Annotated in this window: 25 protein-coding genes and 4 pseudogenes; 25 read left to right on the top strand and 4 right to left on the bottom strand. The window is 74.8% G+C overall.

Annotated elements, in window-relative coordinates:
• The first annotated feature begins 86 nt into the window (after positions 1-86).
• The 9 genes from ACQPYN_RS06340 to ACQPYN_RS06300 all read left to right on the top strand — a co-directional run bounded on the left by ACQPYN_RS06340 (position 87) and on the right by ACQPYN_RS06300 (position 8,139).
• The gene (locus ACQPYN_RS06340) at positions 87-1,298 is read left to right on the top strand and encodes a pyridoxal phosphate-dependent aminotransferase (RefSeq protein WP_433034703.1); all 1,212 of its coding nucleotides are present in this window, start codon (positions 87-89) and stop codon (positions 1,296-1,298) included.
• Between the two features lie 74 nt (positions 1,299-1,372).
• Entirely contained in the window at positions 1,373-1,552 is a 180-nt protein-coding gene (locus ACQPYN_RS06335; protein WP_433034701.1) for a hypothetical protein, read from the top strand.
• Between the two features lie 133 nt (positions 1,553-1,685).
• Positions 1,686-2,351, top strand: a complete 666-nt coding sequence (locus ACQPYN_RS06330) for an HAD family hydrolase (protein WP_433034699.1) — start codon at positions 1,686-1,688, stop codon at positions 2,349-2,351.
• 113 nt (positions 2,352-2,464) lie between these two features.
• A complete protein-coding gene (locus ACQPYN_RS06325; protein ID WP_433034697.1) occupies positions 2,465-3,664 on the top strand; it encodes a sedoheptulose 7-phosphate cyclase in 1,200 nt (399 codons plus the stop codon).
• Positions 3,661-4,485 (top strand): O-methyltransferase, encoded by an 825-nt coding sequence (locus tag ACQPYN_RS06320; RefSeq protein WP_433034695.1) that lies wholly within the window; start codon positions 3,661-3,663, stop codon positions 4,483-4,485. Before ACQPYN_RS06325 ends, ACQPYN_RS06320 begins: the two co-directional genes overlap by 4 nt.
• An 8-nt stretch (positions 4,486-4,493) precedes the next feature.
• On the top strand, positions 4,494-5,048 hold the full coding sequence (locus ACQPYN_RS06315) for a TauD/TfdA dioxygenase family protein (RefSeq protein ID WP_433034693.1): 555 nt from the start codon (positions 4,494-4,496) through the stop codon (positions 5,046-5,048).
• On the top strand, positions 5,045-6,379 hold the full coding sequence (locus tag ACQPYN_RS06310; protein ID WP_433034691.1) for an ATP-grasp enzyme: 1,335 nt from the start codon (positions 5,045-5,047) through the stop codon (positions 6,377-6,379). The genes ACQPYN_RS06315 and ACQPYN_RS06310 overlap by 4 nt, the downstream gene beginning before the upstream one ends.
• A gap of 1 nt (position 6,380) precedes the next feature.
• On the top strand, positions 6,381-7,409 hold the full coding sequence (locus ACQPYN_RS06305; protein WP_433034689.1) for a D-alanine--D-alanine ligase family protein: 1,029 nt from the start codon (positions 6,381-6,383) through the stop codon (positions 7,407-7,409).
• 115 nt (positions 7,410-7,524) lie between these two features.
• Positions 7,525-8,139: a superoxide dismutase gene (locus ACQPYN_RS06300; protein WP_433034687.1), complete on the top strand. Its 615-nt coding sequence runs from the start codon at positions 7,525-7,527 to the stop codon at positions 8,137-8,139.
• Between the two features lie 109 nt (positions 8,140-8,248).
• On the opposite strand, the gene ACQPYN_RS06295 is transcribed toward ACQPYN_RS06300, so the two are convergent.
• The gene (locus tag ACQPYN_RS06295; RefSeq protein WP_433034685.1) at positions 8,249-9,289 is read right to left on the bottom strand and encodes an acyl-CoA dehydrogenase family protein; all 1,041 of its coding nucleotides are present in this window, start codon (positions 9,287-9,289) and stop codon (positions 8,249-8,251) included.
• A 250-nt stretch (positions 9,290-9,539) separates the two neighbouring features.
• Between ACQPYN_RS06295 and ACQPYN_RS06290 the strand changes: the two genes are divergently transcribed.
• From ACQPYN_RS06290 to ACQPYN_RS06275, 4 genes are all read left to right on the top strand, one after another.
• Positions 9,540-10,268, top strand: a complete 729-nt coding sequence (locus ACQPYN_RS06290; RefSeq protein WP_433034683.1) for a metal-dependent transcriptional regulator — start codon at positions 9,540-9,542, stop codon at positions 10,266-10,268.
• A 66-nt stretch (positions 10,269-10,334) separates the two neighbouring features.
• Complete coding sequence (locus ACQPYN_RS06285) at positions 10,335-10,565, top strand: FeoA family protein (protein ID WP_274191114.1); 231 nt, start codon at positions 10,335-10,337, stop codon at positions 10,563-10,565.
• A gap of 2 nt (positions 10,566-10,567) precedes the next feature.
• Positions 10,568-11,443 (top strand): FeoB small GTPase domain-containing protein, encoded by an 876-nt coding sequence (locus ACQPYN_RS06280; RefSeq protein WP_433034680.1) that lies wholly within the window; start codon positions 10,568-10,570, stop codon positions 11,441-11,443.
• Positions 11,440-12,849 carry a nucleoside recognition domain-containing protein gene (locus tag ACQPYN_RS06275; RefSeq protein WP_433034678.1) on the top strand — a complete coding sequence of 470 codons (1,410 nt, stop codon included), beginning with the start codon at positions 11,440-11,442 and terminating at the stop codon, positions 12,847-12,849. Before ACQPYN_RS06280 ends, ACQPYN_RS06275 begins: the two co-directional genes overlap by 4 nt.
• Before the next feature lie 76 nt (positions 12,850-12,925).
• Here the strand turns inward: ACQPYN_RS06275 and ACQPYN_RS06270 are convergent, their stop codons facing one another.
• Entirely contained in the window at positions 12,926-13,780 is an 855-nt protein-coding gene (locus ACQPYN_RS06270) for a CbtA family protein (protein WP_433034676.1), read from the bottom strand.
• A gap of 46 nt (positions 13,781-13,826) precedes the next feature.
• A complete protein-coding gene (locus tag ACQPYN_RS06265) occupies positions 13,827-14,039 on the bottom strand; it encodes a CbtB domain-containing protein (protein WP_433034674.1) in 213 nt (70 codons plus the stop codon).
• A gap of 193 nt (positions 14,040-14,232) precedes the next feature.
• Here ACQPYN_RS06265 and ACQPYN_RS06260 point away from each other — a divergent pair.
• From ACQPYN_RS06260 to ACQPYN_RS06205, 12 genes and pseudogenes are all read left to right on the top strand, one after another.
• Positions 14,233-14,466 (top strand): annotated as a pseudogene (locus ACQPYN_RS06260) (hypothetical protein); the annotation flags it as partial.
• Positions 14,467-14,557: 91 nt separating this feature from the next.
• The gene (locus ACQPYN_RS06255) at positions 14,558-15,088 is read left to right on the top strand and encodes an ATP-binding cassette domain-containing protein (RefSeq protein ID WP_433034672.1); all 531 of its coding nucleotides are present in this window, start codon (positions 14,558-14,560) and stop codon (positions 15,086-15,088) included.
• Positions 15,037-15,354 (top strand): annotated as a pseudogene (locus ACQPYN_RS06250) (ATP-binding cassette domain-containing protein); the annotation flags it as partial. The gene ACQPYN_RS06255 and the pseudogene ACQPYN_RS06250, both read left to right, overlap by 52 nt.
• Before the next feature lie 80 nt (positions 15,355-15,434).
• Positions 15,435-15,551, top strand: a pseudogene (locus ACQPYN_RS06245) (ABC transporter ATP-binding protein); the annotation flags it as partial.
• 144 nt (positions 15,552-15,695) lie between these two features.
• Positions 15,696-15,860: a hypothetical protein gene (locus ACQPYN_RS06240; protein ID WP_433034670.1), complete on the top strand. Its 165-nt coding sequence runs from the start codon at positions 15,696-15,698 to the stop codon at positions 15,858-15,860.
• The gene (locus ACQPYN_RS06235; protein ID WP_433034668.1) at positions 15,857-17,128 is read left to right on the top strand and encodes an MFS transporter; all 1,272 of its coding nucleotides are present in this window, start codon (positions 15,857-15,859) and stop codon (positions 17,126-17,128) included. Before ACQPYN_RS06240 ends, ACQPYN_RS06235 begins: the two co-directional genes overlap by 4 nt.
• On the top strand, positions 17,125-18,618 hold the full coding sequence (locus ACQPYN_RS06230; protein ID WP_433034666.1) for an ABC transporter substrate-binding protein: 1,494 nt from the start codon (positions 17,125-17,127) through the stop codon (positions 18,616-18,618). Before ACQPYN_RS06235 ends, ACQPYN_RS06230 begins: the two co-directional genes overlap by 4 nt.
• Positions 18,615-19,469 (top strand): annotated as a pseudogene (locus ACQPYN_RS06225) (ABC transporter permease subunit); the annotation flags it as partial. The gene ACQPYN_RS06230 and the pseudogene ACQPYN_RS06225, both read left to right, overlap by 4 nt.
• A gap of 272 nt (positions 19,470-19,741) precedes the next feature.
• A complete protein-coding gene (locus ACQPYN_RS06220) occupies positions 19,742-20,374 on the top strand; it encodes an ABC transporter permease subunit (RefSeq protein WP_433038757.1) in 633 nt (210 codons plus the stop codon).
• Positions 20,375-20,383: 9 nt separating this feature from the next.
• Positions 20,384-20,683 carry a histidine phosphatase family protein gene (locus ACQPYN_RS06215; RefSeq protein WP_433034665.1) on the top strand — a complete coding sequence of 100 codons (300 nt, stop codon included), beginning with the start codon at positions 20,384-20,386 and terminating at the stop codon, positions 20,681-20,683.
• Positions 20,676-20,990 carry a histidine phosphatase family protein gene (locus tag ACQPYN_RS06210; RefSeq protein WP_433038755.1) on the top strand — a complete coding sequence of 105 codons (315 nt, stop codon included), beginning with the start codon at positions 20,676-20,678 and terminating at the stop codon, positions 20,988-20,990. The genes ACQPYN_RS06215 and ACQPYN_RS06210 overlap by 8 nt, the downstream gene beginning before the upstream one ends.
• 6 nt (positions 20,991-20,996) lie before the next feature.
• Positions 20,997-21,326 (top strand): ankyrin repeat domain-containing protein, encoded by a 330-nt coding sequence (locus tag ACQPYN_RS06205; RefSeq protein ID WP_433034663.1) that lies wholly within the window; start codon positions 20,997-20,999, stop codon positions 21,324-21,326.
• Here ACQPYN_RS06205 and cobF read toward each other — a convergent pair.
• Positions 21,305-22,060 (bottom strand): precorrin-6A synthase (deacetylating), encoded by a 756-nt coding sequence (gene cobF / locus ACQPYN_RS06200; RefSeq protein WP_328310622.1) that lies wholly within the window; start codon positions 22,058-22,060, stop codon positions 21,305-21,307. The two genes, ACQPYN_RS06205 and cobF, sit on opposite strands and share 22 nt — an antisense overlap.
• Between the last annotated feature and the right edge of the window lie 27 nt (positions 22,061-22,087).

The raw sequence follows: 22,087 nt of genomic DNA, 5'->3' as shown, positions 1-22,087 counted from the left end.
ACCGGAGACCACCGTCACACGTCCTCGTTTGGTAGACCGGCACGCGGCACGGAGTCGTGCCGGCGTCGTGTGCGAGGGGTAGTGCGGTGGAGTTCCGGCAGTCGAACAAGTTGCGCGACGTCTGTTACGAGATCCGCGGGCCGGTGGTCGAGCAGGCGAACCTGCTGGAGGAGGCGGGGCACAGCGTCCTGCGCCTCAACACCGGCAACCCGGCGCTCTTCGACTTCGAGGCGCCCGAGGAGATCGTCCAGGACATGATCCGGATGCTCCCCCAGGCGCACGGCTACACCGACTCGCGCGGCGTGCTGCCCGCGCGGCGCGCGGTGGCCGGGCGCTACCAGGCGCGCGGGCTCGACGTCGACGTCGACGACGTCTTCCTCGGCAACGGCGTCTCCGAGCTGATCTCGATGGCCGTCCAGGCCCTGGTGGAGGACGGCGACGAGGTCCTCGTGCCCGCGCCGGACTACCCGCTGTGGACCGCGGTGGCCACGCTCGCCGGCGGACGCGCCGTGCACTACCGCTGCGACGAGTCGGCCGACTGGTTCCCCGACCTCGACGACGTCGCCGCGAAGATCACCGACCGCACCAAGGCGCTGGTGATCATCAACCCGAACAACCCGACCGGCGCGGTCTACTCGAAGGAGGTCCTGGAGGGCCTGCTCGACCTCGCGCGCCGGCACGGGCTGATGGTGATGGCCGACGAGATCTACGACCAGGTGCTCTACGACGACGCGGTGCACCACGACATCGCCTCGCTCGCGCCGGACCTCGTCGTGCTCACGTTCTCGGGGCTCTCGAAGACCCACCGCGTCGCCGGCTTCCGGTCGGGCTGGCTGGTGGTCACCGGGCCGCGCCAGCACGCCCGCGACTACCTCGAGGGCCTGGCGATGCTGGCCTCCATGCGCCTGTGCGCGAACACCCCGGCGCAGTACGCGATCCAGGCCGCGCTGGGCGGGCGTCAGACGATCGGTGACCTCACCGCCCCCGGCGGGCGGCTCTACGAGCAGCGCGAGCGGGCGTGGACGGGCCTCAACGCCATCCCCGGCGTCTCGTGCGTCAAGCCGCGCGGCGCGCTCTACGCGTTCCCGAAGCTCGACCCCGAGCGCTACCCGATCAAGGACGACGAGCAGTTCGTGCTCGACCTGCTGCGCGAGGAGAAGATCCAGGTCGTGCAGGGCACGGGCTTCAACTGGCCCACGCCCGACCACTTCCGGATCCTCACCCTCCCCCACGCCGAGACCCTCGACGACGCGATCACGCGGATCGGGAGGTTCCTGGAGACCTACCGCCAGGAGTGAGCCCGGCGACGTCGAACACACGGGACCTCCGGTATCCGGTACTGTCGGTACCTCCTACTGAAGGAGGACGACCCATGCTGGGCGACATCGCCGGCACCGCGCCCCTGCGCGAGGCCCTGGAGACCACGAACACCCTGCTCGAGCAAGTCCTCGAGGAGCTGCGGCGCGTCAACGCCGACGGCCTCGTCACCATCGCGCAGGAGCTGCGCGCGATCCAGGACGCCCTGCCGACCGGGAGCACGTCCACCGTCTGAGCGGAGGCGCGCGGCGGGTCCCGCCCCGAGCGGGCCCGTCGCCCCCGGTCAGCCGACACGTTTCGGCCGTCCACCCGTGGTCACCCCCCTCGCGGCGCCACCTCGTGCGCCCCGATCGAAAGGGACCACACCGGTGACCGCACTCCTCTTCGGCTCGATCAGCAGCGTCGCCGACTCCTCCGAGCTGCAGCGCGAGGCCTTCAACGAGGCCTTCGCCGAGCACGGCCTGGACTGGAACTGGGACCGCGACGACTACCGCTCCCGTCTCGGGAAGGCCGGCGGCCAGGCCCGCATCGCCGACGAGGCGAAGGCCCGTGGCGAGGACGTCGACGCCGCCGCGGTGCACGCCACGAAGTCGCGCCTCTTCCAGGAGAAGCTGCGCACGCAGGCTCCGGCACCCCGCCCCGGCGTGCTCGACGCGCTGCGCGCGGCCAAGAGCCAGGGCTGGAAGACCGGGTTCGTCACGACGACGTCCCGCGACAACGTGCTCGCCCTGCTCGACGGCCTCCAGGCGACGATCCGTCCCGAGGACTTCGACGTCGTCGTCGCCTCCGACCAGGTCGACACCCCCAAGCCCGACCCCGCCGCCTACGCCCTCGCGCTGACGACCCTCGGTGAGGACGCCGGCGCCGCCGTGGCCATCGAGGACAACGCCGACGGCGTCCGCGCCGCCGCCGCGGCCGGGGTCACCTGCGTCGCCTTCCCGAACGAGAACACCGCCGGCGGCGACTTCCCCGAGGCGACGCGTCGCCTCGACCGCCTGACCGTCGACGACCTGACCTCCCTCACCGCGGCCTAGCAGCCCGCCCCCCTCGCACGACCCCTCCGCACCACCCGTCGACCGCCGGCCCCCGGCGGTCCGATGGCGCACGCCCACATCACCCCGTGCACCCAGATCGGGAGACCGCGCCCATGACCGCCCAGCCGACCCTCACGGCCACCGACACCGCCTTCCACGTCGAGGGCTACCAGAAGATCGACTACTCGCTCACCCTCGTCGACGGCGTGTTCGCGCCGGAGAACACCGGGCTGGCGGACGCCTACCGTCCCTACGGCCGCTGCCTCGCCGTCGTGGACGCGACCGTGGCCGAGCTGCACGGCGACGCGATGGCCGCCTATTTCGACCACCACGGCATCGACCTCACCGTCTTCGCCATCGCGATCGACGAGGCCGACAAGACCCTGCGCACCGCGGAGCGCATCGTCGACGCGTTCGGCGACTTCGGGCTGGTCCGCACCGAGCCGGTGCTCGTCGTCGGCGGTGGCCTGACCACCGACGTCGCCGGCTTCGCGTGCTCGATCTTCCGGCGGTCCACCGACTACATCCGCATCCCGACCACGCTCATCGGGCTCGTCGACGCCAGCGTCGCGATCAAGGTCGCGGTGAACCACGGCAAGGCGAAGAACCGGCTCGGGGCCTTCCACGCGTCCCGCCAGGTGCTGCTCGACTTCTCGTTCCTCGCGAGCCTGCCCGTCGAGCAGGTGCGCAACGGCATGGCGGAGCTCATCAAGATCGCCGTGGTGGGCAACGAGAGCATCTTCGAGCTGCTCGAGAAGTACGGCGAGGACCTGCTGGCGACCGGCTTCGGGCACCGGGACGGCTCGCCGGAGCTCCGCGAGGTCACCCACCGGCTGACCTACGACGCCATCGAGACGATGCTGCGCCTCGAGGTGCCGAACCTCCAGGAGCTCGACCTCGACCGCGTCATCGCCTTCGGCCACACCTGGAGCCCGACGCTCGAGCTCTCCGGCGACGAGCCCTTCTTCCACGGGCACGCGATCAGCGTCGACATGGCGCTCTCGACCACGCTCGCGCAGCGCCGCGGCTACATCACCGAGTCCGCCCGCGACCGGATCCTCGGGCTGATGAGCCGCCTCGGGCTCTCCCTCGACAGCCCGCTGCTCACCCCGGAGGTGCTGGCCAAGGGCACCGACTCGATCCTGCAGACCCGCGACGGCAAGCTGCGCGCCGCGGTCCCGCGCCCGATCGGGACGACGCACTTCATCAACGACCTGGGCGCCGACGAGCTCGAGGAGACGCTCGCCGCGCACCGCGCGCTGGTCGCCGACTACCCCCGCGCGGGCGCGGGTGTGGACACGTTCCGCCGATGAGCGCGCCGGCTCGCACGTCCGGTCCCCGGCCGGTGACCCCGGTCGGCATCCTCGCCGCCACGCTCGACCGGATCGCCGACGGTCTCGCCGGCGTGGCGGACCTGCCCGACGAGGTCCGCGCCGACCTGCGCCGGGCGCAGGAGCTCGCGGGCGGGCTCGACCCGTACCTCGAGCGCTGCACCACGCCGGAGTCGGCCGCGCTCGCCCGGCTCGCCGCGGTGACGCACGAGCACGACTGGGCCGGGCGCGACCCCGAGGCGGTGTTCCTCGAGCAGGAGATGCTCTCGGGGCACGTCGAGGGTCAGGCGCTGAAGATGCTGGTCGGCGCCACGCGGGCCCGGCGGGTGCTGGAGATCGGGCTGTTCACCGGGTACTCGGCGCTCGCCATGGCCGAGGCCCTGCCCGTCGACGGGCGGCTGGTGGCCTGCGAGCTCGACGCCGAGGTCGCCGACCTCGCCCGGCGGGCGTTCTCGGAGTCCCCGGCCGGTGGGCGCATCACCGTGGAGGTCGGGCCGGCCGCCGACACCCTCGCCGCGCTGGCCGCGGCCGGCGAGGAGTTCGACCTCGTGTTCATCGACGCCGACAAGGCGGGCTACGCGGGCTATCTCGCGGCGCTGCTCGACACCGGGCTGCTCGCCCCGCACGGCCTGGTCGCCGTCGACAACACGCTCATGCAGGGTGCGCCGTGGGTCTCCGGCGAGCGCACGGCCAACGGGGACGCGATCGCCGCGTTCAACGACACCGTCGCCGCCGACCCGCGCGTCGAGCAGGTGCTCCTGCCGCTGCGCGACGGCCTGACCCTGATCCGCCGGAGCGGGTGAGGAGCATCGTGCCGACCACCGCGCTGGAGCCGATCGGCGTCGAGGTCACCGGCCTCGACCTCGCCACCGCCGACGACGCCCGGATCGACGAGCTGCGCCGCCTGCTCGCCGAGCACGGCGTCGTCGTCGTGCCCGGGCAGGAGGGGCTCGACGAGGACGGCCTCGCGGCGCTCCGGCGCCGGGTCGGGGACGTCCGGGCCGGCACCCCGCCCGAGCACGGTGGCGAGTCGCTCTTCGGCGACCGGTACCGCGCCTACGAGACCCTGTCGTCCGACATCCGCATGCACCTCGCGGGGCGCACGGTCACCGACGGGGCCGGCACCGAGCACCCGCTGTTCCGCCGGCACCCCGACACCGGGCGCACCGCCCTGCACCTCGCCGCACCCGAGCGCGGCGCGGAGATCAGCGGGATGGACGGCGGCGCGTCGCGGACGACGATCGGCGTCCTCTACGAGCACGCGACGGCGCCGGACACCGCCTACCGGCACACCTGGTCCCCGGGCGACGTCGTCCTCTGGGACCACGACCGCGTCCTGCACCGCGAGACGGTGGTGGCCCCGTGAGCCTGCGCAGCGTTGTCACCCACGCCCCGAAGACCCTCGGCGCGCTCGCGCTGCTGACCGTCCCGCTGCCGGCGACGCTCGCGGTCACCGGGGCGGCGCTCGTGCGCTCGCTGCTGGTCCCGTCGCGGCGCACGGTGGCCGACGACCCGCGCACCGTGCTCGTCAGCGGCGGCAAGATGACCAAGGCCCTGGCGCTGGCGCGCGCGTTCCACGCCGCGGGCCACCGGGTGGTGCTGGTCGAGTCGGCGCGCTACCGGTTCACCGGGCACCGCTTCTCGCGGGCGGTCGACGCCTTCCACGTGGTGCCGGAGCCCGGCGCCGCCGGCTACGTCGAGGCGCTGCGCGACGTCGTGGTCGCCGAGGGCGTCGACGTGTGGGTGCCGGTCTGCAGCCCGGCCGCGAGCCGGTACGACTCGCGGGCGAAGCCGGTGCTCGCCGAGTTCTGCGAGGTGCTGCACCCCGACCCCGAGGTGCTGCGCATCCTCGACGACAAGGACCGGTTCGCCGAGGCCGCCGACACGCTCGGCCTGCCCGTCCCCGAGACCCACCGGGTGACCGCGGCGAAGCAGGTCGAGGACTTCGACTTCGAGGCGCAGCCCGGGCCCTGGATCCTCAAGAGCGTCCCGTACGACCCGGTCGCGCGGCTCGATCTCACGACCCTGCCGCGGCCCACGGCGGCCGAGACCGAGGAGTTCGCCCGGTCGAAGCCGATGTCGGCGGACACACCCTGGATCCTCCAGGAGTTCACCCCGGGGCGGGAGTACTGCACCCACAGCACCGTGCGGGACGGCCGCGTGCAGGTCTGGGCGTGCTGCGAGTCCTCGGCGTTCCAGCTCAACTACGCGATGGTCGACAAGCCGGAGATCGAGCAGTGGGTGCGCCGCTTCGTCGGCGCGCTGCGGGTCAGCGGGCAGCTGTCGTTCGACTTCATCGAGACCCCCGAGGGCGACCTCGTCGCTCTCGAGTGCAACCCGCGGACGCACTCGGCGATCACGATGTTCCACCGCGACGCCGAGGCCCTCGCCCGGGCCTACCTCGACGACCTGGACCCCGACGAGGGCCCCCTGACGCCGCGTCCGGACAGCCGCCCGACCTACTGGCTCTACCACGAACTGTGGCGGATGATCTCGCGTCCCTCGACGGCCCTCGAGCGCCTCGCCGTGATCCGGCGCGGCACGGACGCCGTCTTCGACCGGGACGACCCGCTGCCGTTCCTGCTGCTCCACCACCTGCAGATCCCGTCGCTGCTGCTGCGCAACCTCGTCACCGGCAAGCCGTGGATCCGGGTGGACGTCAACATCGGCAAGCTCGTCGAGCCGGCGGGGGACTGACGTGACCGCACTGCGCGTGCTGCACCTCGCCGGGTCCGCCGTGAGCGACTTCCACGCCGACCTCTCGCTGACCTACGCCCGCGGCTGCCTCGCGGCCACCGCCGACCCGCAGCGCTACGAGGCCCATCCCGCCGTCGTCTCCCCCGACGGCCGGTGGCGGTTCCCGGCGTCCTTCGACGCCGACGTGATCGCCGCCGCGACGCCCTTCGACCCGGCCGACGCCCTCGCCCACCTCGGCGTGCTCGGGCTCGACGTCGTGCTGCCCCAGATGTTCTGCCTGCCCGGCATGACGTCCTACCGCTCGCTGTTCGCGGTGCTGGGCGTGCCCGTCGTCGGCAACACCGGCGAGGTGATGGCGATCGGTGCGCGCAAGGCCGCGGCGAAGGCGATGGTCGCCGCCGCGGGCGTCGACGTCCCGGCCGGTGAGGTGCTGCGGCGCGGGGACCGACCGAACGTCGCACCGCCCGCCGTGGTGAAGCCCGCGGACGCCGACAACTCGCTCGGTGTGACGCTGGTGCGCTCCCCGGACGGCTTCCCCGAGGCCCTCGACGATGCGTTCGCGCACTCCGCGGAGATCCTGGTCGAGGAGTTCGTGCCGCTCGGGCGCGAGGTGCGCTGCGGGCTGGTGGAGCGCGACGGCGAGCTCGTCGGCCTGCCGCTGGAGGAGTACCTCCTCGACGGGACGACCCGGCCCGTCCGCTCCTACGACGACAAGCTCGCGCCCGACGACGGTGGCGGGCTGCGTCTGGTGGCGAAGGACGACCCCGAGGTGCTGATCGTCGATGTCGACGACCCGGTGACCGCCCGGGTGTGGGACGCCGCGCGCCGCTGCCACGTCGCACTCGGGTGCCGGGATTACTCGCTCTTCGACTTCCGCATCGACCCCACCGGGCGCCCCGTGTTCCTCGAGGCGAGCCTCTACTGCTCCTTCGCGCCCTCCAGCGTGCTCGCCGTCATGGCCGCGGCCGGCGGCATCGCGTTGGACGAGCTGCTGGCCACGGCGGTCACGGGCGCGCTGAAGCGTCGGTGACGCCCGACGCCCGGTCGAGATCGCGCGCCGCAACGCGGTTGAAGTTGCCTATGATCGGCAACAACATCAGAGTGGCTCTCACCGAGTCGCATCAGTTGACCGTTCGGAGACACGCATGGCGGAGTACACGCTCCCCGATCTGCCCTACGACTACGGCGCCCTCGAGCCGCACATCTCGGGCAAGATCATGGAGCTGCACCACGACAAGCACCACAACACGTACGTCACCGGGCTGAACACGGCGATCGACGCCCTCGCGGAGGCCCGCGAGCAGGACACGATCGGCACGACGGCGCTGCTGTGGGAGAAGAACCTCGCCTTCAACTACGGCGGGCACATCAACCACTCGGTGTTCTGGCACAACCTGAGCCCGGACGGCGGCGACAAGCCGACCGGTGAGCTCGCCTCGGCGATCGACCGCGACTTCGGCTCGTTCGACCTCTTCCAGAAGCACTTCACCTCGGTGGCCACGACCATCCAGGGCTCGGGCTGGGCGATCCTCGGCGTCGACACGCTGGCGCAGAAGCTGCGCATCTTCCAGCTCTACGACCAGCAGGCGAACGTGCCGCTGGGCATCGTCCCGGTGGTCATGCTCGACATGTGGGAGCACGCCTTCTACCTGGACTACCTGAACGTCAAGCCGGACTACGTCAAGGCCTGGTGGAACGTCGTGAACTGGGCCGACGCCGCCCAGCGCTACGAGAAGGCGCAGGGCGTCTCGATCGTCTGACGCCCCCGGACTCGCGCGGTGATCGTTCCGACAAGCGTCCGCCGCGCGGCGCGCGACGACCCCTCGAGCCCTCGGGCCGGGGGGTCGTCGTGTGCTTGCGGCACCCGACTCAGCCCGCCGGGAGGGCACCCAGTAGCTCGGCGCGGATCTCGGGACGGCCGGCCGCGACGAGGGTGAAGGCCGCCTCGCGGGCCAGCCGCCGGGCCGGGTGGCGCCCGACGATCGCGCGGCTGCCCACCGCGACGGTCAGCGTCGCGGCCGCCCGCACCGCGAGCTCCGAAGCGGCGGCGCGCGCGGCCGGCATGCGACCGGCGTCCGCGAGCCCCGCGTCGAGGTCGTCGCGCACGGCGCCGAGAGCCTTGCGCAGCGCCTCCGCGGCGCCCGGCTCGCCCGCGTCCTCGACGAGCGCGGCACACCGCCCGGCCACCCCGAGCGCGAGGCAGCCGTTCACCCGCGCGCTGGCGTGCTGGCCGGCGAGGAACTCGGCGCGCGTGGGCGTCGCGACCACCGCGTCGTCGCCCACCGACCAACCGTCGACGTCGAGACGGACGGTCCGGCTCCCGTTCGCGGCGGCGAGGTCGAGGGGGTGCACGGTGACCCCGGCGGCTGCCCGCGCGGGGACGAGGACGGACACCACGCGCGCGTGGTCGTCGTCGGCGTCCGCCGTCGCTGCATCCCGGGCGGAGACCAGCAGCAGGTCGACGAGGCCCCAGCCCGTGACCAGCGGCGCCACGCCGTCGAGCCGCCAGCCGCCGTCGACCCGCGTCGCCCACAGCTTCGGCGGCTGCGGGATCGCGCCGGCGAAGGCCACGCCGCAGCGGGTCGTGCCCCGGACGGCGTCGGCGAGGTGGCGCTCGCGCAGGGCGGCGTTCGTGGTGCCGGCCAGCCCGCGCACCACGCCGTGGTGCTGCATCCACGTGAACGTCGTGGTGAGACAGGCGCCGGCGAGGGTCTCGACGACGCCGAGGAAGTCCTCGAACGAGACGTCCGGCCCCCCGAGATCGGACCCCGTCGCGAGCCCGTAGAGCCCGGCGTCGGCCAGCGCGCGGAAGTGGCCCTCCGGGATCGTCGCCGTCGCGTCGACCTCGTCGGCCGCCGGGAGCAGCACCTCGGCGGCCACGACCCGGGCCCGGTCCAGCACGTCACCCATGACACGCGACGATAGCTTCCGCTGATCGACGAAGTAAGGCTAGCCTTACCCGCCCGCGCAGGCCTGCCTCGCCGGGCACGGCGGGACGATCGACCTGCTCCGCCGCCGGATCCGCACCGAGTTCGGCCTCCCCCGCCCCGCCGTGGCAACCACGGCGCACCGGAGCGAGGGCCGGCGGGGCCTGTGACCGTGCGGTGACGGCGCTGCGAGCGACCCTCTGAACCGCCCTGCCCCCGGTTACGCTCACGGCATGACCGGACCCGCCGCGCAGCGCACGGTGGCGGTCGACGACTACATCAAGGCCATCTACGCGTGCGACGAGCGCGGCGAGGGACCGGCCACGACGACGGGCCTCGCCCGGCGTCTCGGGGTCGGGGCGTCCTCCGTGTCGGGCATGCTGCGCAAGCTGGCCGAGCAGGGGTTCATCGAGCACCGGCCCTACGGCGGGGTGCGGCTCACCGCCGACGGCACGAGCGCCGCGCTGGACGTCCTGCGCCGGCACCGGCTGCTCGAGACCTACCTCGTCCGCGAGCTGGGCTACGGCTGGGACGAGGTGCACGACGAGGCCGAGGTGCTCGAGCACCACGTGTCGCCGACGCTGCTCGACCGCATGGACGCCCGGCTCGGCCACCCGCGCTTCGACCCGCACGGCGACCCCATCCCGGCCGCGGACGGCACCGTCGCCACGTTCTCGGGCCGCCGGTTCGCCACGCTCGAGCCCGGCGACCACGGCCGGCTCGTCCGCGTCGACGACACCGAGCCCGCGATGCTCACCTGGCTGCGCGAGCAGTCGATCGCGCTCGACGTACGCCTGGAGCTCGTCTCCCGCCGCCCGTTCGGCGGGCCGTTCCTCGTACGGGTCTCGGACGGGACGGCCGCGGACGCCGGGCGGGAGATCGACCTCGGGCCGGAGCTCGCCGACTCGTTGTGGGTCGACGATGTCGTCGAAGGGGTGTTCCACCGGACTCCGGCGACGTAGAGTTCGGCTGGCCGAACTTTCAGTCTCCTGCGCGGCGAAGTCGCCGCCGGACCCCGAGGTGGTGGCATGACGCTCGACGAGATGCCGCGCGACCGGCGTGGTGTGGTGACCGCCCTGGACACCCGGGGGGCCGAGCGCCGTCGGCTCATGGACCTCGGCCTCCTGCCCGGGGTCTCGATCAGCGCCGAGCTCCGCAGCCCGCTGGGCGACCCCACGGCCTACGAGGTGCGCGGCACCCTCGTGGTGCTCCGCGGCCACCAGGCCCGCACGGTGCACGTCGAGCTCGAGGACCGCTGACCGTGGGCGGCCCGGGAGGGGGCATCGAGGACCTCCCGACGCCGCGACCGGGCCCGTCGCAGGACGCGCACGACTCCCACGACGCCGCCCCGGGCTGTGCCTCCTGCGCACTGTCCACCGGCGGGGCCCGGCTCGCTCGGCTCGGGCTCGCGCCGGGACGCCACGACCACGTCGTCGCCCTGGCGGGCAACCCGAACACCGGCAAGAGCACCGTCTTCAACGCGCTGACCGGCCTGCGCCAGCACGTCGGCAACTGGTCGGGCAAGACGGTGGCGCGCGCCGAGGGCGGCTTCACCTACGGCGGTGCCCGGTACCGGATCGTCGACCTGCCCGGCACCTACTCGCTGCTGTCCACCAGCGCCGACGAGGACGTCGCCCGCGACGCGCTGCTCTTCGGGCAGCCCGACGTCGTCGTCGTGGTCGTGGACGCGACGCGCCTGGAGCGCAACCTGCCGCTGGTGCTGCAGATCCGCCAGATCACCGGGCGGGTCGTGGTCGCCCTGAACCTCGTCGACGAGGCGCGGCGTCACGGCCTCACCGTCGACGCCCGGCACCTGACCCGCGAGCTCGGCGTCCCCGTCGTCCCGATGGCCGCGCGCCGCAACGAGGGCATCCCCGACCTGCTCGCGGCGATCGCGCAGGTGGCGGGCACCCGGGACGCGCCGGCGCCCCTGCGACTGGTGCACAAGGACCCGGCGCTGGAGGAGGCGGTGTCCGACCTCGCCGGTCGTGTCGCCGGGCAGTTCCCCGGCGTCCCCAACGCCCGCTGGGTGGCCCTGCGCCTGCTCGAGGGCGACCCGGGCATCGAGGCCGCGGTCCGCGACGGGACGCTCGGCGAGCTGGCGACCCCGGCGACCCCGGTGGAGCGCGCGGGATGAGCAGCGACCTCCTCGACGAGGCGGCCCGGCTGCGCCGCGCGCTGCCCGACGACGTCGGCGACCGCGTCGTCGAGTCCCTCTACACCGACGCCGCCCGGCTCGCGTCCACCAGCGTCGACCGCGACGACGCCCGCGCGCGCCTCACCCTCGACCGTGCGCTCGACCGCATCCTCACCCACCGCGTGTGGGGCTTCGTCGCGATGGGCGTGCTGTTCTTCGGCGTCTTCTGGTTCACCATCGCCGGTGCCGCGGTGCCCTCGGACCTGCTCTACGTCCTGCTGGTCGAGAACGGGCACGCCTGGCTGCGCGACGTGTTCGTCGCGGCCGGGGCGCCGGCGTTCGTCACCGGGCTGCTCGTCGACGGCGTCTACCTCGCCACGGCGTGGGTGGTCGCGGTGATGCTGCCGCCGATGGCGATCTTCTTCCCGCTGTTCACCCTGCTCGAGGACTTCGGCTACCTGCCGCGCGTGGCGTTCAACCTCGACCGGCTCTTCGCGCGGTCCGGGGCGCACGGCAAGCAGGCGCTCACGATGATGATGGGCTACGGCTGCAACGCCGCCGGCGTCACCGCGACGCGGATCATCGACAGCCGCCGCGAGCGGCTGATCGCGATCATCACGAACAACTTCAGCATCTGCAACGGACGCTGGCCGACCCTGATCCTGATGGGGACGATCTTCGTGGGCGCGGTCGTGCCGGCGCAGCTCGCGGGGCTCGTCGCGGCCGGCAGCGTCGTCGCCGTGGTCATCCTCGGCATCGGCGTCACGCTCGCGGTGTCGTGGACGCTCTCGCGCACGGTGCTGCGCGGCGAGAGCTCGGTGTACTCCCTGGAGCTGCCGCCCTACCGGCCGCCGCAGCTCTGGCGCACGCTCTGGACCAGCATCGTCGACCGCACGCTCAAGGTCCTCAAGCGCGCGCTGATGATGGCGGCGCCGGCCGGCGCGGTGATCTGGCTGATCGGCAACGTCCACCTCGGCGACGCGAGCCTCGCCGCGCACCTCGTGAACGCCCTCGAGCCGCTGGGGTGGGTGCTGGGCCTCAACGGCGTGATCCTGCTGGCCTACCTCGTGGCCGTGCCCGCCAACGAGATCATCATCCCGACGATCATCATGCTGACGCTGACCCTCGGCGCCAACACCGTCGGCGCGGCGCCCGGCGTGATGCTCGAGCTGGGCGACGACGCCGCCGTCGGCTCGGTGCTCGTCACCACCGGCGGCTGGACGCTGCTCACCGCCGTGAACCTCATGCTGTTCACCCTGCTGCACAACCCCTGCAGCACGACGGTGCTGACGATCTGGAAGGAGACCCGCAGCGCCCGCTGGACCGCCGTGGCGACGCTCCTGCCGATCGCGCTGGGGTTCATCGTCTGCGCGTCGGTCGCGGGCGTCGTCCGCGCGTTCGGTTAGCGACCCGCCCGCAAGACGACGACGGCCCCGGACCTCGCGCGGGGCGAGGGCCGGGGCCGTCTGGTCGTGCGAGGGGTCAGACCGCGGACGCCTCCGGGGCACGGGAGGCGGTCTCCTTGGCGAGCCGGCGCTCGACCAGCCCGCCGAACACGAGACCGAGCACGCCCCACAGCAGCGCCTGGGCGGTGAAGGACGCGACGCGGAAGGAGTAGAGGACGTCGGCGTCGAAGCCCGGGTAGAGGATCGCCCCCGAGGCGTCCCGCAGCGGCAGCGGCGTCTCGGTGACCCGCGGGCCGCTCTCGACGACGTTGATCGTCAGCTCACCGAGACCGGGCAGGACCGACATGAGGATCGCCGCGAGGGCGACGTAGACGACGCCGCCGACCAGGACGGCGTTCCACGTCCCGATCCGCTCGCGCAGCAGCCGCGCCACGGCGACCGCGGCGGCGAGGAACACGAGCGAGCCGATCACCATCACCAGGTACAGGGCGGTGCGGTCGCCGATGGTCTCGTCGCTGCCCACCGCCGGCGGGCTGGCGGGGTACTTGACGAACGGCGTCGCGTAGATCGTCAGGAAGCCGGCGCCGGCCACCAGGAGCGCGAGCACCCGCGGCCGCAGGGCCACCCGGCCGTGCAGCAGCGTGTACGCGACGGCGAACAGCAGGCCGACGGCGATCCCGATGCCGACCATCCCGATGCCGACCCCGAGGGTGGCCTGGACGCCGCGGCTGACGATCTCCTCCTCGCCGCCGCCGGCCGGGGCCGCCCCGCCCGCGACGGCCAGGGCCTCCTCGGCCTCGCCGCGACCCTCCTCGTAGGCGATCGCGGCGTCGATCTGCGGCTCGGCGAACACGAGCGCGAACAGCCAGGCGACGAGCCCGGCGACGCCGCCGGCGAGCACGCCACGGAGCACGAACGAGCGTGCCTCCATCAGGACCCTCTCCTTCCTCGGGACTCCGGCGCCGACCGAGCCGGACTCAGTGGCAGGGGAAGCCGAGGAAGTGGCGGGCGTCGTGCACCAGCTCGTGGATGTAGCTCGTGTCGCCGAAGACCGAGACGGCGCCCTGGTCGATGCCGATGAAGAAGTAGAGCGCCAGTCCGACGAGGACTGCGCTGATCAGCCAGGGCAGGGTCTCCGACGCGGGGACGGCGGTGGCCTTGGCGCGGGCGACGGCACCGGCAGTGGTCACAGGGTTCTCCTCGAGGCGCACGACGACGTCGCCGTCCACACCGGGCGGCGACGGTTGCGAACGTAGGTGGCTCGCGCAACGATCGTCAACACCTCAGCAGGTGATGAGGTATGTCTCCTGAGCAGCGCGTGTCACACCGGAGGCAGGCGCTTCCGCTCCGCCCTGCTGCAGCCTGTTGGCAACGGATGCAGACATGCTTCTGCATCGCTGCGTTGTAGCGCACAGCTCGTACCTCCCCAGAGCTGGCATAGGGTCTCGGCCGATGTCGACCTCCGCGATCGCCGAGATCCGTGATCTCCGGGTGTTCGTCGGCGGGAACCCCGGCGTCGACGGTCTCGCCCTCCGGATCGGGGACGGCGAGCGCTGGGGCGTCGTCGGGCCGTCGGGCGCGGGCAAGTCCCTGACCGCCGCCGCCGTCGCCGGCCTCCTGCCGCCCGGGGCGACGGCCACCGGCAGCGTGCGCGTCGCGGACTCCGAGCTGGTCGGCGCGTCCGAGACCCCCTCGCCGACGTCCGCGGGTGCGACGTCGCGCTCGTCGCCCAGGACTCCGCGGTGGCCCTGCACCCGCTGCTGTCGGTCGGTCGCCAGCTCGCGATGCCGCTGCGTCGCCACCAGGGCTCGACCGCCCCGGGGCCCGGGCGCGTGTCGCCGAGATCCTCGCCGAGGTCGACCTGCCCGCCGAGCTGGCCCGGGCGCGCCCCGCGCAGCTCTCCGGCGGGCAGCGTCAGCGGGTCGCTCTCGCCGCCGCGCTGGCCTGCCGGCCGCGTCTGCTGGTGGCCGACGAGCCGACCGCCGCGCTCGACCCGCCCGTCGCGCACGCCCTGCTCGACCGGCTGGACCGCTCCCTGGCCGCGACGGGGACCGCGCTGCTCCTCGTCACCCACGACCTCGGGGTGCTCGCCGCGGTGTGCGAGCACGTGGTGGTGCTCGCCGGCGGACGCGTCGTCGAGTCCGGCCCCGTGGACGAGGTCCTCGCCGCGCCGGAGCACGAGGTCACGTGCGAGCTGGTCGAGGCCGCGCGGCTGTCGGTGCCGGAGGTGCGGGCGTGACCGCCACCTTCGCCCTCGAGGGCGTCACCCGGCGCTACTCGGTGCCGGGCGACCGGCCGTGGCGCCGGGTGGCGCGCACGGCACTCGACGGGATCGACCTCGAGGTCCCCGCCGGCCGCGACCTCGCGATCGTGGGTGCCTCCGGCTCGGGCAAGTCGACGCTGCTGCGGCTGCTGCTCGCCCTCGAGGCGCCGGACGCCGGCGAGGTCCGGTTCCGCGGTGAGGCGGTGTCACCCCGCTCGCCGGGAGCCCTGCGGCGGTCGGTCGGCGTCGTCCCCCAGGACCCCGGCAGCTCGCTCGACCCGCGGTTGCCCGTCGGCGCGAGCATCCGCGAACCCTCGAGTGCCTGGGCGTCGACGGCGACCACGGCGCCCGGGTCGCCCAGCTCCTCGACGCCGTCGGCCTCGACCCGGCCGTCGCCGGACGTCGGCCCGCGGCGTTCTCCGGCGGCGAGCGCCAGCGCATCGCCCTGGCCCGCGCGCTCGCGCCGCGTCCGGACGTCCTCATCGCCGACGAGCCGTTCAGCGCCGTCGACCCCACGACCTGGCGCCGCCTGGTGGCGCTCGTCGGGGACCTCGCCCGGGCGTCGGGCACGCAGCTGCTGCTCGTGAGCCACGACCTCGGCATCGCGTCGCGGCTCTGCGCCGACCTCGCGGTGCTGGACGCGGGCCGGGTCGTCGAGACCGGGCCGATCGGCGCGGTGTTCGCGCGTCCCGCCGCCGACGCCACCCGTGCCCTGCTCGACGCCGTGCTCGGGGTGGAGGTGGGGTGAGGGCCCTGCTGCGCCGCTGGTCGGTGCTGGGACGGCTCTCCGGGCTGCCCGGCCCGATCCGGCTGATCGTGCTCGGTCAGCTCGCCTTCAACACCGGCTTCTACCTGGTGCTGCCGTTCTTCGCGCTGCACCTCACCCGCGACCTCGGGTTCGGCGGCGCGCTCGTCGGGCTCCTGCTCGGCCTGCGCACGTTCAGCCAGCAGGGGCTGTTCTTCCTCGGCGGCGCGCTCGCCGACCGCTTCGGCACCCGCCCGGTCGCGCTCACCGGGTTCGTCGTGCGGATCCTCGGGTTCCTGCTGCTGGCGCTGGCCGACGGCGCGGTCCTGCTCGTCGCCGGGACGGTGGCGACGGGCTTCGCCGCGGCCCTGTTCTCGCCGGCCGTCGAGGCGGAGCTCGCGCGGCGGGCCGGGGAGCTGGAGCGGGAGGACGGGCCGACGCGCAGCGAGGCGTTCGCGATGTTCGGCGTGGCCGGCGAGGTCGGCGTCGTCCTCGGTCCGGTGCTCGGGTCGCTGCTGCTGACCGTCGACTTCGCGGCCACCACCTTCGCCGCGGCCGGCGTGTTCGCCGCCGTCCTCGTCGCCTTCGCCCGCGGGATGCCACGGCGGCCGGCGGCGCACGCCGGCGAGCCCGTGCTCGCGGGGTGGGGCGAGGTGTTGCGCAACCCCGCGTTCCTCGCGTTCACGGCCGCCTACTCGACCTGGCTACTCAGCTACAACCAGCTCTACCTCGCGTTGCCGGTCGAGCTGGAGCGCGTCGGCGCGGCCGGGATGCTCGGCCTGCTCTTCGTCCTGTCCGCGGTGCTCGTGGTGCTCGGGCAGATCCCGCTGGCCGAGCTGGTGCGGCGTCGTCTCGGGGCCCGCGCGCTGCCCGTGGGGTTCGGCGTGCTCGCCCTGGCCTTCGCGGCGACCGCAGTGCTCATCGGGCTCGGCACGGCGGGCCCGGTGCCCGCGGTCGTCTTCGTCGTGCTGCTGACGCTCGGGCAGATGACCGTCGTGCCGGTCGCCCAGGACGCCGTCGGACGCCTCGCCGGCGAGCGGCGGCTCGGCGCGTACTTCGGCGTGCTCGCCTCCGGCGGCGGCCTCGGCGTGCTCGGCGGGAGCGCCCTGCTCGGCTCCCTGCTCGAGGCCCACGGCCCGCCCGCCCTGCCCTGGGCCGTCACCGCGGCCCTTCCCCTGGCCAGCGCCGTCGTCATGGGCGTCCTCGTGCGCCGCGTCCCCGCCCTGCAGGCCGACCCGCCCCTGACCTCCGCCGAGAGGAACTCCCCATGACCCGCCGGCTGGCCGCCGTCCTGGCCGTCCTCGGTCTCGCCCTCACCGGCTGCTTCAGCGGAACCGGCGGTGACTCCTCCGACGGGCGCCTCCGTGTCGGCCTGTCGTTCCCGCCCACCTCGGGCCTCTCGCCGTACGGCAACGAGGCGACGCTCGCGACGCGGCTCGGCGTCACCGAACCGCTGGTGGTCCTCGAGGGCGGCACGCCGACGCCGGCACTCGCGACGGCGTGGACCCGGGTCACGCCCACGGAGTGGCGCTTCACCGTGCGTCCCGGCGTCACCTTCCACGACGGCTCGCCGCTGACCCCGGACGCGGTCGTCGGCAGCCTCACCCGCGCCGCCGCGGCCACCCCGACGCCCCGCGCGCTGGCGTCGCTCGCCGAGACGGGGCCCGCCCTCACCGCACGCGCCGACGGTCCCGACGGCGTCGTGGTCACGACACCCGAGCCCGACCCGGTGCTCCCCCAGCGCCTGGCGTCGCCGGAGCTCGTGATCCTCGCGCCCGGCGCCTACGCCGACCCCACCCGCCCCAGCCCCGTCCGCGCCGGCACCGGTCCGTTCGTGCTCACCCGCGTCGACGGATCCACCGGGGCCGCCCTCGACGCCAACCCGACCTCGTGGCGCGGCCCGGTGGCCGCCCCAGGCGTCGACGCGCGCTTCCTCGCCGACGGCGTCGCCCGCGCCAACGGGCTGCGCGCCGGGGAGCTCGACGTCGCCGAGGCGATCCCGGTCTCGCAGGTGGCCGCGATCGCGCCGCCGCAGCAGGTGGTCGGCGTCCCGCTGCCGCGCAGCGTCGCGGTGTACCTCGACCAGCGCTCGCCGGTCTTCGCCGACCCCGGCGTGCGGGCCGCGGCCCGCACCGCGATCGGTGCCGTCGACGTCGCCGGCACGATCTACGAGGGGCGCGCCGACGCCGCCGCCGGCCTCTTCGGTCCGGCGACCCCGTGGGCTGGTGCTCCCGGCGCCCGTCCCCCGCACCCCGTGACACCCCCGACGCCGCCGGGCGGGCAGCGGATCCGCCTCGCGACCTACTCCGACCGCGCCGAGCTCCCGGAGATCGCCGCGGCCGACGCCGACGCCCTGCGCCGCGCCGGGTTCACCGTCGACGTCACCGTGCTCGAGAGCTCGGCGTTCGAGGCCCGGCTGGGCACCGGCGCCTTCGACGCGGTGATCATCAGCCGCTCGCAGCAGCTCGACACCGGCGACCCGGTGGGCTACCTCGCCAGCGACTTCTCGTGCGCCGGCAGCTACAACCAGGCCCGCTCCTGCGACCCCGCCACCGACGCGCTCCTCGCGGCAGGTGCAGCGACCAGCGACGTCGAGGCCCGCCGCCGCGCCGCGCTCGAGGTCGAGGGCCGGGTGCTCGCCGCCGACGCGGTCGTCCCGCACGTCACCGAGCGCGCGCGGGTCGGGGTGGGCGCCGGCGTCACCGGGGTGGCCGAGGACCCGAACGAGCAGTTCCTGATCACCGGCGCGACCCGGCGATGACCGCCGCGCGGCGCCTCCTGCCCTGGGCCTCGGCCGGCCTCGCGGTGGTGGCGCTGACCGTCGTGATCGCCGCGCTGCCCTGGCTGTGGGACTCCGATCCCGCCGCGACCGTCCTGCGCACCCGCTATCCCGAGCGCGGGGTCGACCCGGCGACGCTCGACGCGCTGCGCGCCGAGCTGGACCTGCCGACGAACCCGGTCGGCGGGGCGCTCGGCTGGCTCGGCGGCGTGCTGACCGGCGACCTCGGCACCTCGTGGGTCTCGCGGGGCCCGGTCGCCCCGGGCGTGCTCGCGGCGATCGGGGTCTCGCTGACGCTGGCCGTCGCGGCCGCGCTCATCGCCGCCGTCGCGGCGCTCGGTCTGCTCGCGCCGGGCGTGGCGCGGGCGACCCGCCGCGGGACCGGCGACGCCGGTCGCGGGACGGCCGTGGCCGCCTCCGTGCTGGGCGCATCGATCTTGGGCGCGGTGCCCGAGATCGCGCTGGGCGCCGTGCTCGTCGCCGTCGTCGCCGTCGCGTGGGGCCTGCTGCCCAGCACCGGGTTCTCCGGCCCGGCGCACCTCGTGCTCCCGGCGCTCGCGCTCGGCCTGCCCGCCGGCGGCCTGCTCGCGCGGATGCTGTCGTCGGCGACGGAGTCGGCGCTGGCCGAGCCGTGGGTGCGCACGTGGCGCTCGTGGGGCACGCCGCCGGCGACGATCGCGCTCGGCGTCGCCCGCCGGGCGGTGGCCACGGCGGTGCCCCAGATCGCGCTGCTGGTCGTCGGCCTGCTCGGCAGCGCCGTCGCCGTCGAGCAGCTCTTCGGCGTCCCCGGTGTCGGCTCGACCGCGCTGGACGCCGTGCTCGCCCAGGACCTGCCGGTGGCCCAGGCCGCCGTGATGCTGCTGGTGCTGCTCGGGCTGGGCCTCGGCGGCGTCGGGGTGCTCGCCCACCGGGCGCTGCTCGGGCCGGCGCGGTCGGGCGGGGAGCTCCCCGCGGGCGTCCCGCTGCCCCGAGAATCACTGGCCGGTGGCCGGGCCCGCTCCTCGGCCCCCTGGGCCGCGGCCGGGGTGCTCGCCGCGATCGTGGTGGCCGGCCTGCCCCGCGATCCGTCGGCCGTGGTCGAGGGGCGCCGGCTCGCCGCCCCGTCGTGGTCGGCGCCGCTGGGTGCCGACGCCCTCGGGCGCGACCTGTGGGCCCGGGTGGCGCACGGTGCCCTGCTCACGGTCGGCACCGCGGTCGCGGTGACGGCGGCGTGCCTGGTCGTCGGCCTGCTCGTCGGCGTGGGCGCGCGGTCGACCCGCGCCGGGGCCGCGGACGTGCTCAACGCGCTGCCGCCCGTCGTCGTCGGCCTCGTCGTCGCCGCGATCGCCGGGCCCGGTCTGCTCGGCGCGGCGATCGCGGTCGCGGCGGTCAACTGGGTGCCCTCGCCGTGCACGCGCGGACGCTCGCCGCCGAGGCCCGCGCCTCGGGCTACGTCCGGGCGGCGGTCCTGGCCGGCGCGTCGCCCGCCCGCGTCGCCCGGCGACACGTGCTGCCCGCGGTCGTCGGCCCGGTGACGCGCCACGGCCTGGCGCGGGTGCCGCACGCCGCGCTCGGGATCGCCGCACTGAGCTTTCTCGGCCTGGGTGCGGCGCCCGACTCGCCGGAGTGGGGCGCGGTGCTCGCGGACTCCCTGGCCTACGTCGAGCGCGCGCCGTGGACGATCATCGCCCCGGCCACCGGCCTCGTGCTGCTCGCCGTCGTGGTGGCCCTCGTGCGCGAGACCCGGACCAGCAGTTAGGAAGCACCCGTGCGACTGCACCTGCTCGCCCACGGCACCACCAAGGCCTCCCGGGCCGCCCGCTTCCCGCGCGACGAGGCGCTCGACGCCGGGGGCCGTCGCACCGCCGGGGAGCTCGCGGGACGTCTCCGGGCGCCGGACCTGCTGTGGTGCGCACCGTCGGCCCGGTGCCGGGAGACGGCGGCCCTCGCGCTGCCGGGCCGGGACCCCGACGGCGACGCCCCGACCGGGCCCGACCCCGGGGCCTGGGCCGGGCGCTCCCCGCCGACCTGGCCGCCGAGGACCCCGCCGCGCTGCAGGCCTGGATGACCGACGCCGAGGCGGGGCCACCCGGGGCGACTCGCTGCGGGCCCTCGTCGACCGCGTCGCCGGCTGGATGGACGCTCTGCCGGGCGAGGAACGCGCCGTCGGCCTCGCCGTCGTCGACCCGCCCGTCGTCCGGGCCGCCGTCGCCCACGCGCTCGGGGCCGGGCCGGCGGGGGCGTGGCGCGTGGACGTCGCCCCGCTGACCCTCGCCGTGCTCACCGGACACGGCGGGCGCTGGAACCTGCGCTCGCTCGGGGCGGCCGGTTGTGTGCCGCCGATTCGCGAGCCCGGCCCGGATCGCCCACACTGACGAAGTGTGAAGCCAGTCACCCTCGTCGACGCCGCGGCGACGGGTCTCGACGACACCGTCACCGCGCTCCTGCACCTCTCCCCGACGCCCGGCTGGGACGAGATCGACGTCGCCTTCTGGAGTGCCTGCCGCCACGGGCACCGGGGGTGTGCGGAGATCCTCCTGCGGCACGGGGCGGAACTGAACCGCTGCCAGCCCTCGTACGACGGGACGCCCCTGGACGCGGCCGTCGAGGGCGGGGCCGACGACATCGCCCGGTGGCTGCGCACCCTGGGCGGGGCGCCCGCGCGGAGCCTGCGCCCCCCGGAACCGACCTACGCGCGGCGCACCAGGTAGGTGTCCATCAGCCAGCCCTTGCGCTCACGGTGCTCGACGCGGGCCGCGAGGATCTCCTCGCGCACGTCGCCGACGCGACCCGAGATCAGCACCTCGTCGCCGGTGCCCACATACGCGCCCCAGTAGACGGTCGCGTCGTCGGGCAGGTGCTCGAGCCCGTGGGCCTTCGAGCCGTCGAGCATGACGACGAGGTCGGCCTCGCCGGAGTCCACGCTGTCGTCGAGGACGCGACGCGCCGGCGTGATCGTCGCGGCGCGGGCGGTGCGGGTCAGCGTCGTCCGGTGCGCCGCGGCGAGCACCGAGGGCGCCCCCAGACCGGGCACCACCCGCCAGTCGAGGGCCACCCGGCCGCGGGCGTCGAGGCGGTGGAGCATCTCGACGGTGCCGTCGTAGATCGCCGGGTCGCCCCACACGAGCAGGCCGCAGGAGCCGCCGTCGGGCACCTCGTCGAGCAGGGTCTGCTCGTAGAGGGCCGCGCGCTCGTCGCGCCAGCGCTCGGTGGCGCCCTCGTAGTCGGCGGAGGCGCGGTCGCGCACGGCGTCGTCGCGCTCGACCACCCGGGCCTGCGGCGCGAAGCGCTCGACGATCGCCGCCCGGATCGCGGTCAGCTCGTCGGCGGGACCCGGCTTGTGCAGGAGCACCACCACGTCGACCCCGCCGAGTGCCTCCACCGCGTCCAGGGTCAGCTGACCCGGGTCGCCCAGCCCGATCCCGACCACCTGCACCGTCCGCACGGCACGCACGCTCTCACGCGTCGGCAG

Origin of the sequence: Actinomycetospora sp. CA-053990 (assembly GCF_050948445.1) — a bacterium.
Classification (GTDB): Bacteria; Actinomycetota; Actinomycetes; order Mycobacteriales; family Pseudonocardiaceae; genus Actinomycetospora; species Actinomycetospora callitridis.
The sequence above is the reverse complement of the archived record's forward strand: the minus strand, read 5'-3'. Positions and strand labels throughout refer to the sequence as shown.

Excerpts from the sequence above, each read along its gene's own strand:
- ACQPYN_RS06335 (WP_433034701.1), top strand. The coding sequence starts at position 1,373 with ATGCTGGGCGACATCGCCGGCACCGCGCCCCTGCGCGAGGCCCTGGAG.
- ACQPYN_RS06325 (WP_433034697.1), top strand. The coding sequence starts at position 2,465 with ATGACCGCCCAGCCGACCCTCACGGCCACCGACACCGCCTTCCACGTC.
- ACQPYN_RS06320 (WP_433034695.1), top strand. The coding sequence starts at position 3,661 with ATGAGCGCGCCGGCTCGCACGTCCGGTCCCCGGCCGGTGACCCCGGTC.
- ACQPYN_RS06300 (WP_433034687.1), top strand. The coding sequence starts at position 7,525 with ATGGCGGAGTACACGCTCCCCGATCTGCCCTACGACTACGGCGCCCTC.
- ACQPYN_RS06295 (WP_433034685.1), bottom strand. The coding sequence starts at position 9,289 with ATGGGTGACGTGCTGGACCGGGCCCGGGTCGTGGCCGCCGAGGTGCTG.
- ACQPYN_RS06290 (WP_433034683.1), top strand. The coding sequence starts at position 9,540 with ATGACCGGACCCGCCGCGCAGCGCACGGTGGCGGTCGACGACTACATC.
- ACQPYN_RS06285 (WP_274191114.1), top strand. The coding sequence starts at position 10,335 with ATGACGCTCGACGAGATGCCGCGCGACCGGCGTGGTGTGGTGACCGCC.
- ACQPYN_RS06275 (WP_433034678.1), top strand. The coding sequence starts at position 11,440 with ATGAGCAGCGACCTCCTCGACGAGGCGGCCCGGCTGCGCCGCGCGCTG.
- ACQPYN_RS06270 (WP_433034676.1), bottom strand. The coding sequence starts at position 13,780 with ATGGAGGCACGCTCGTTCGTGCTCCGTGGCGTGCTCGCCGGCGGCGTC.
- ACQPYN_RS06230 (WP_433034666.1), top strand. The coding sequence starts at position 17,125 with ATGACCCGCCGGCTGGCCGCCGTCCTGGCCGTCCTCGGTCTCGCCCTC.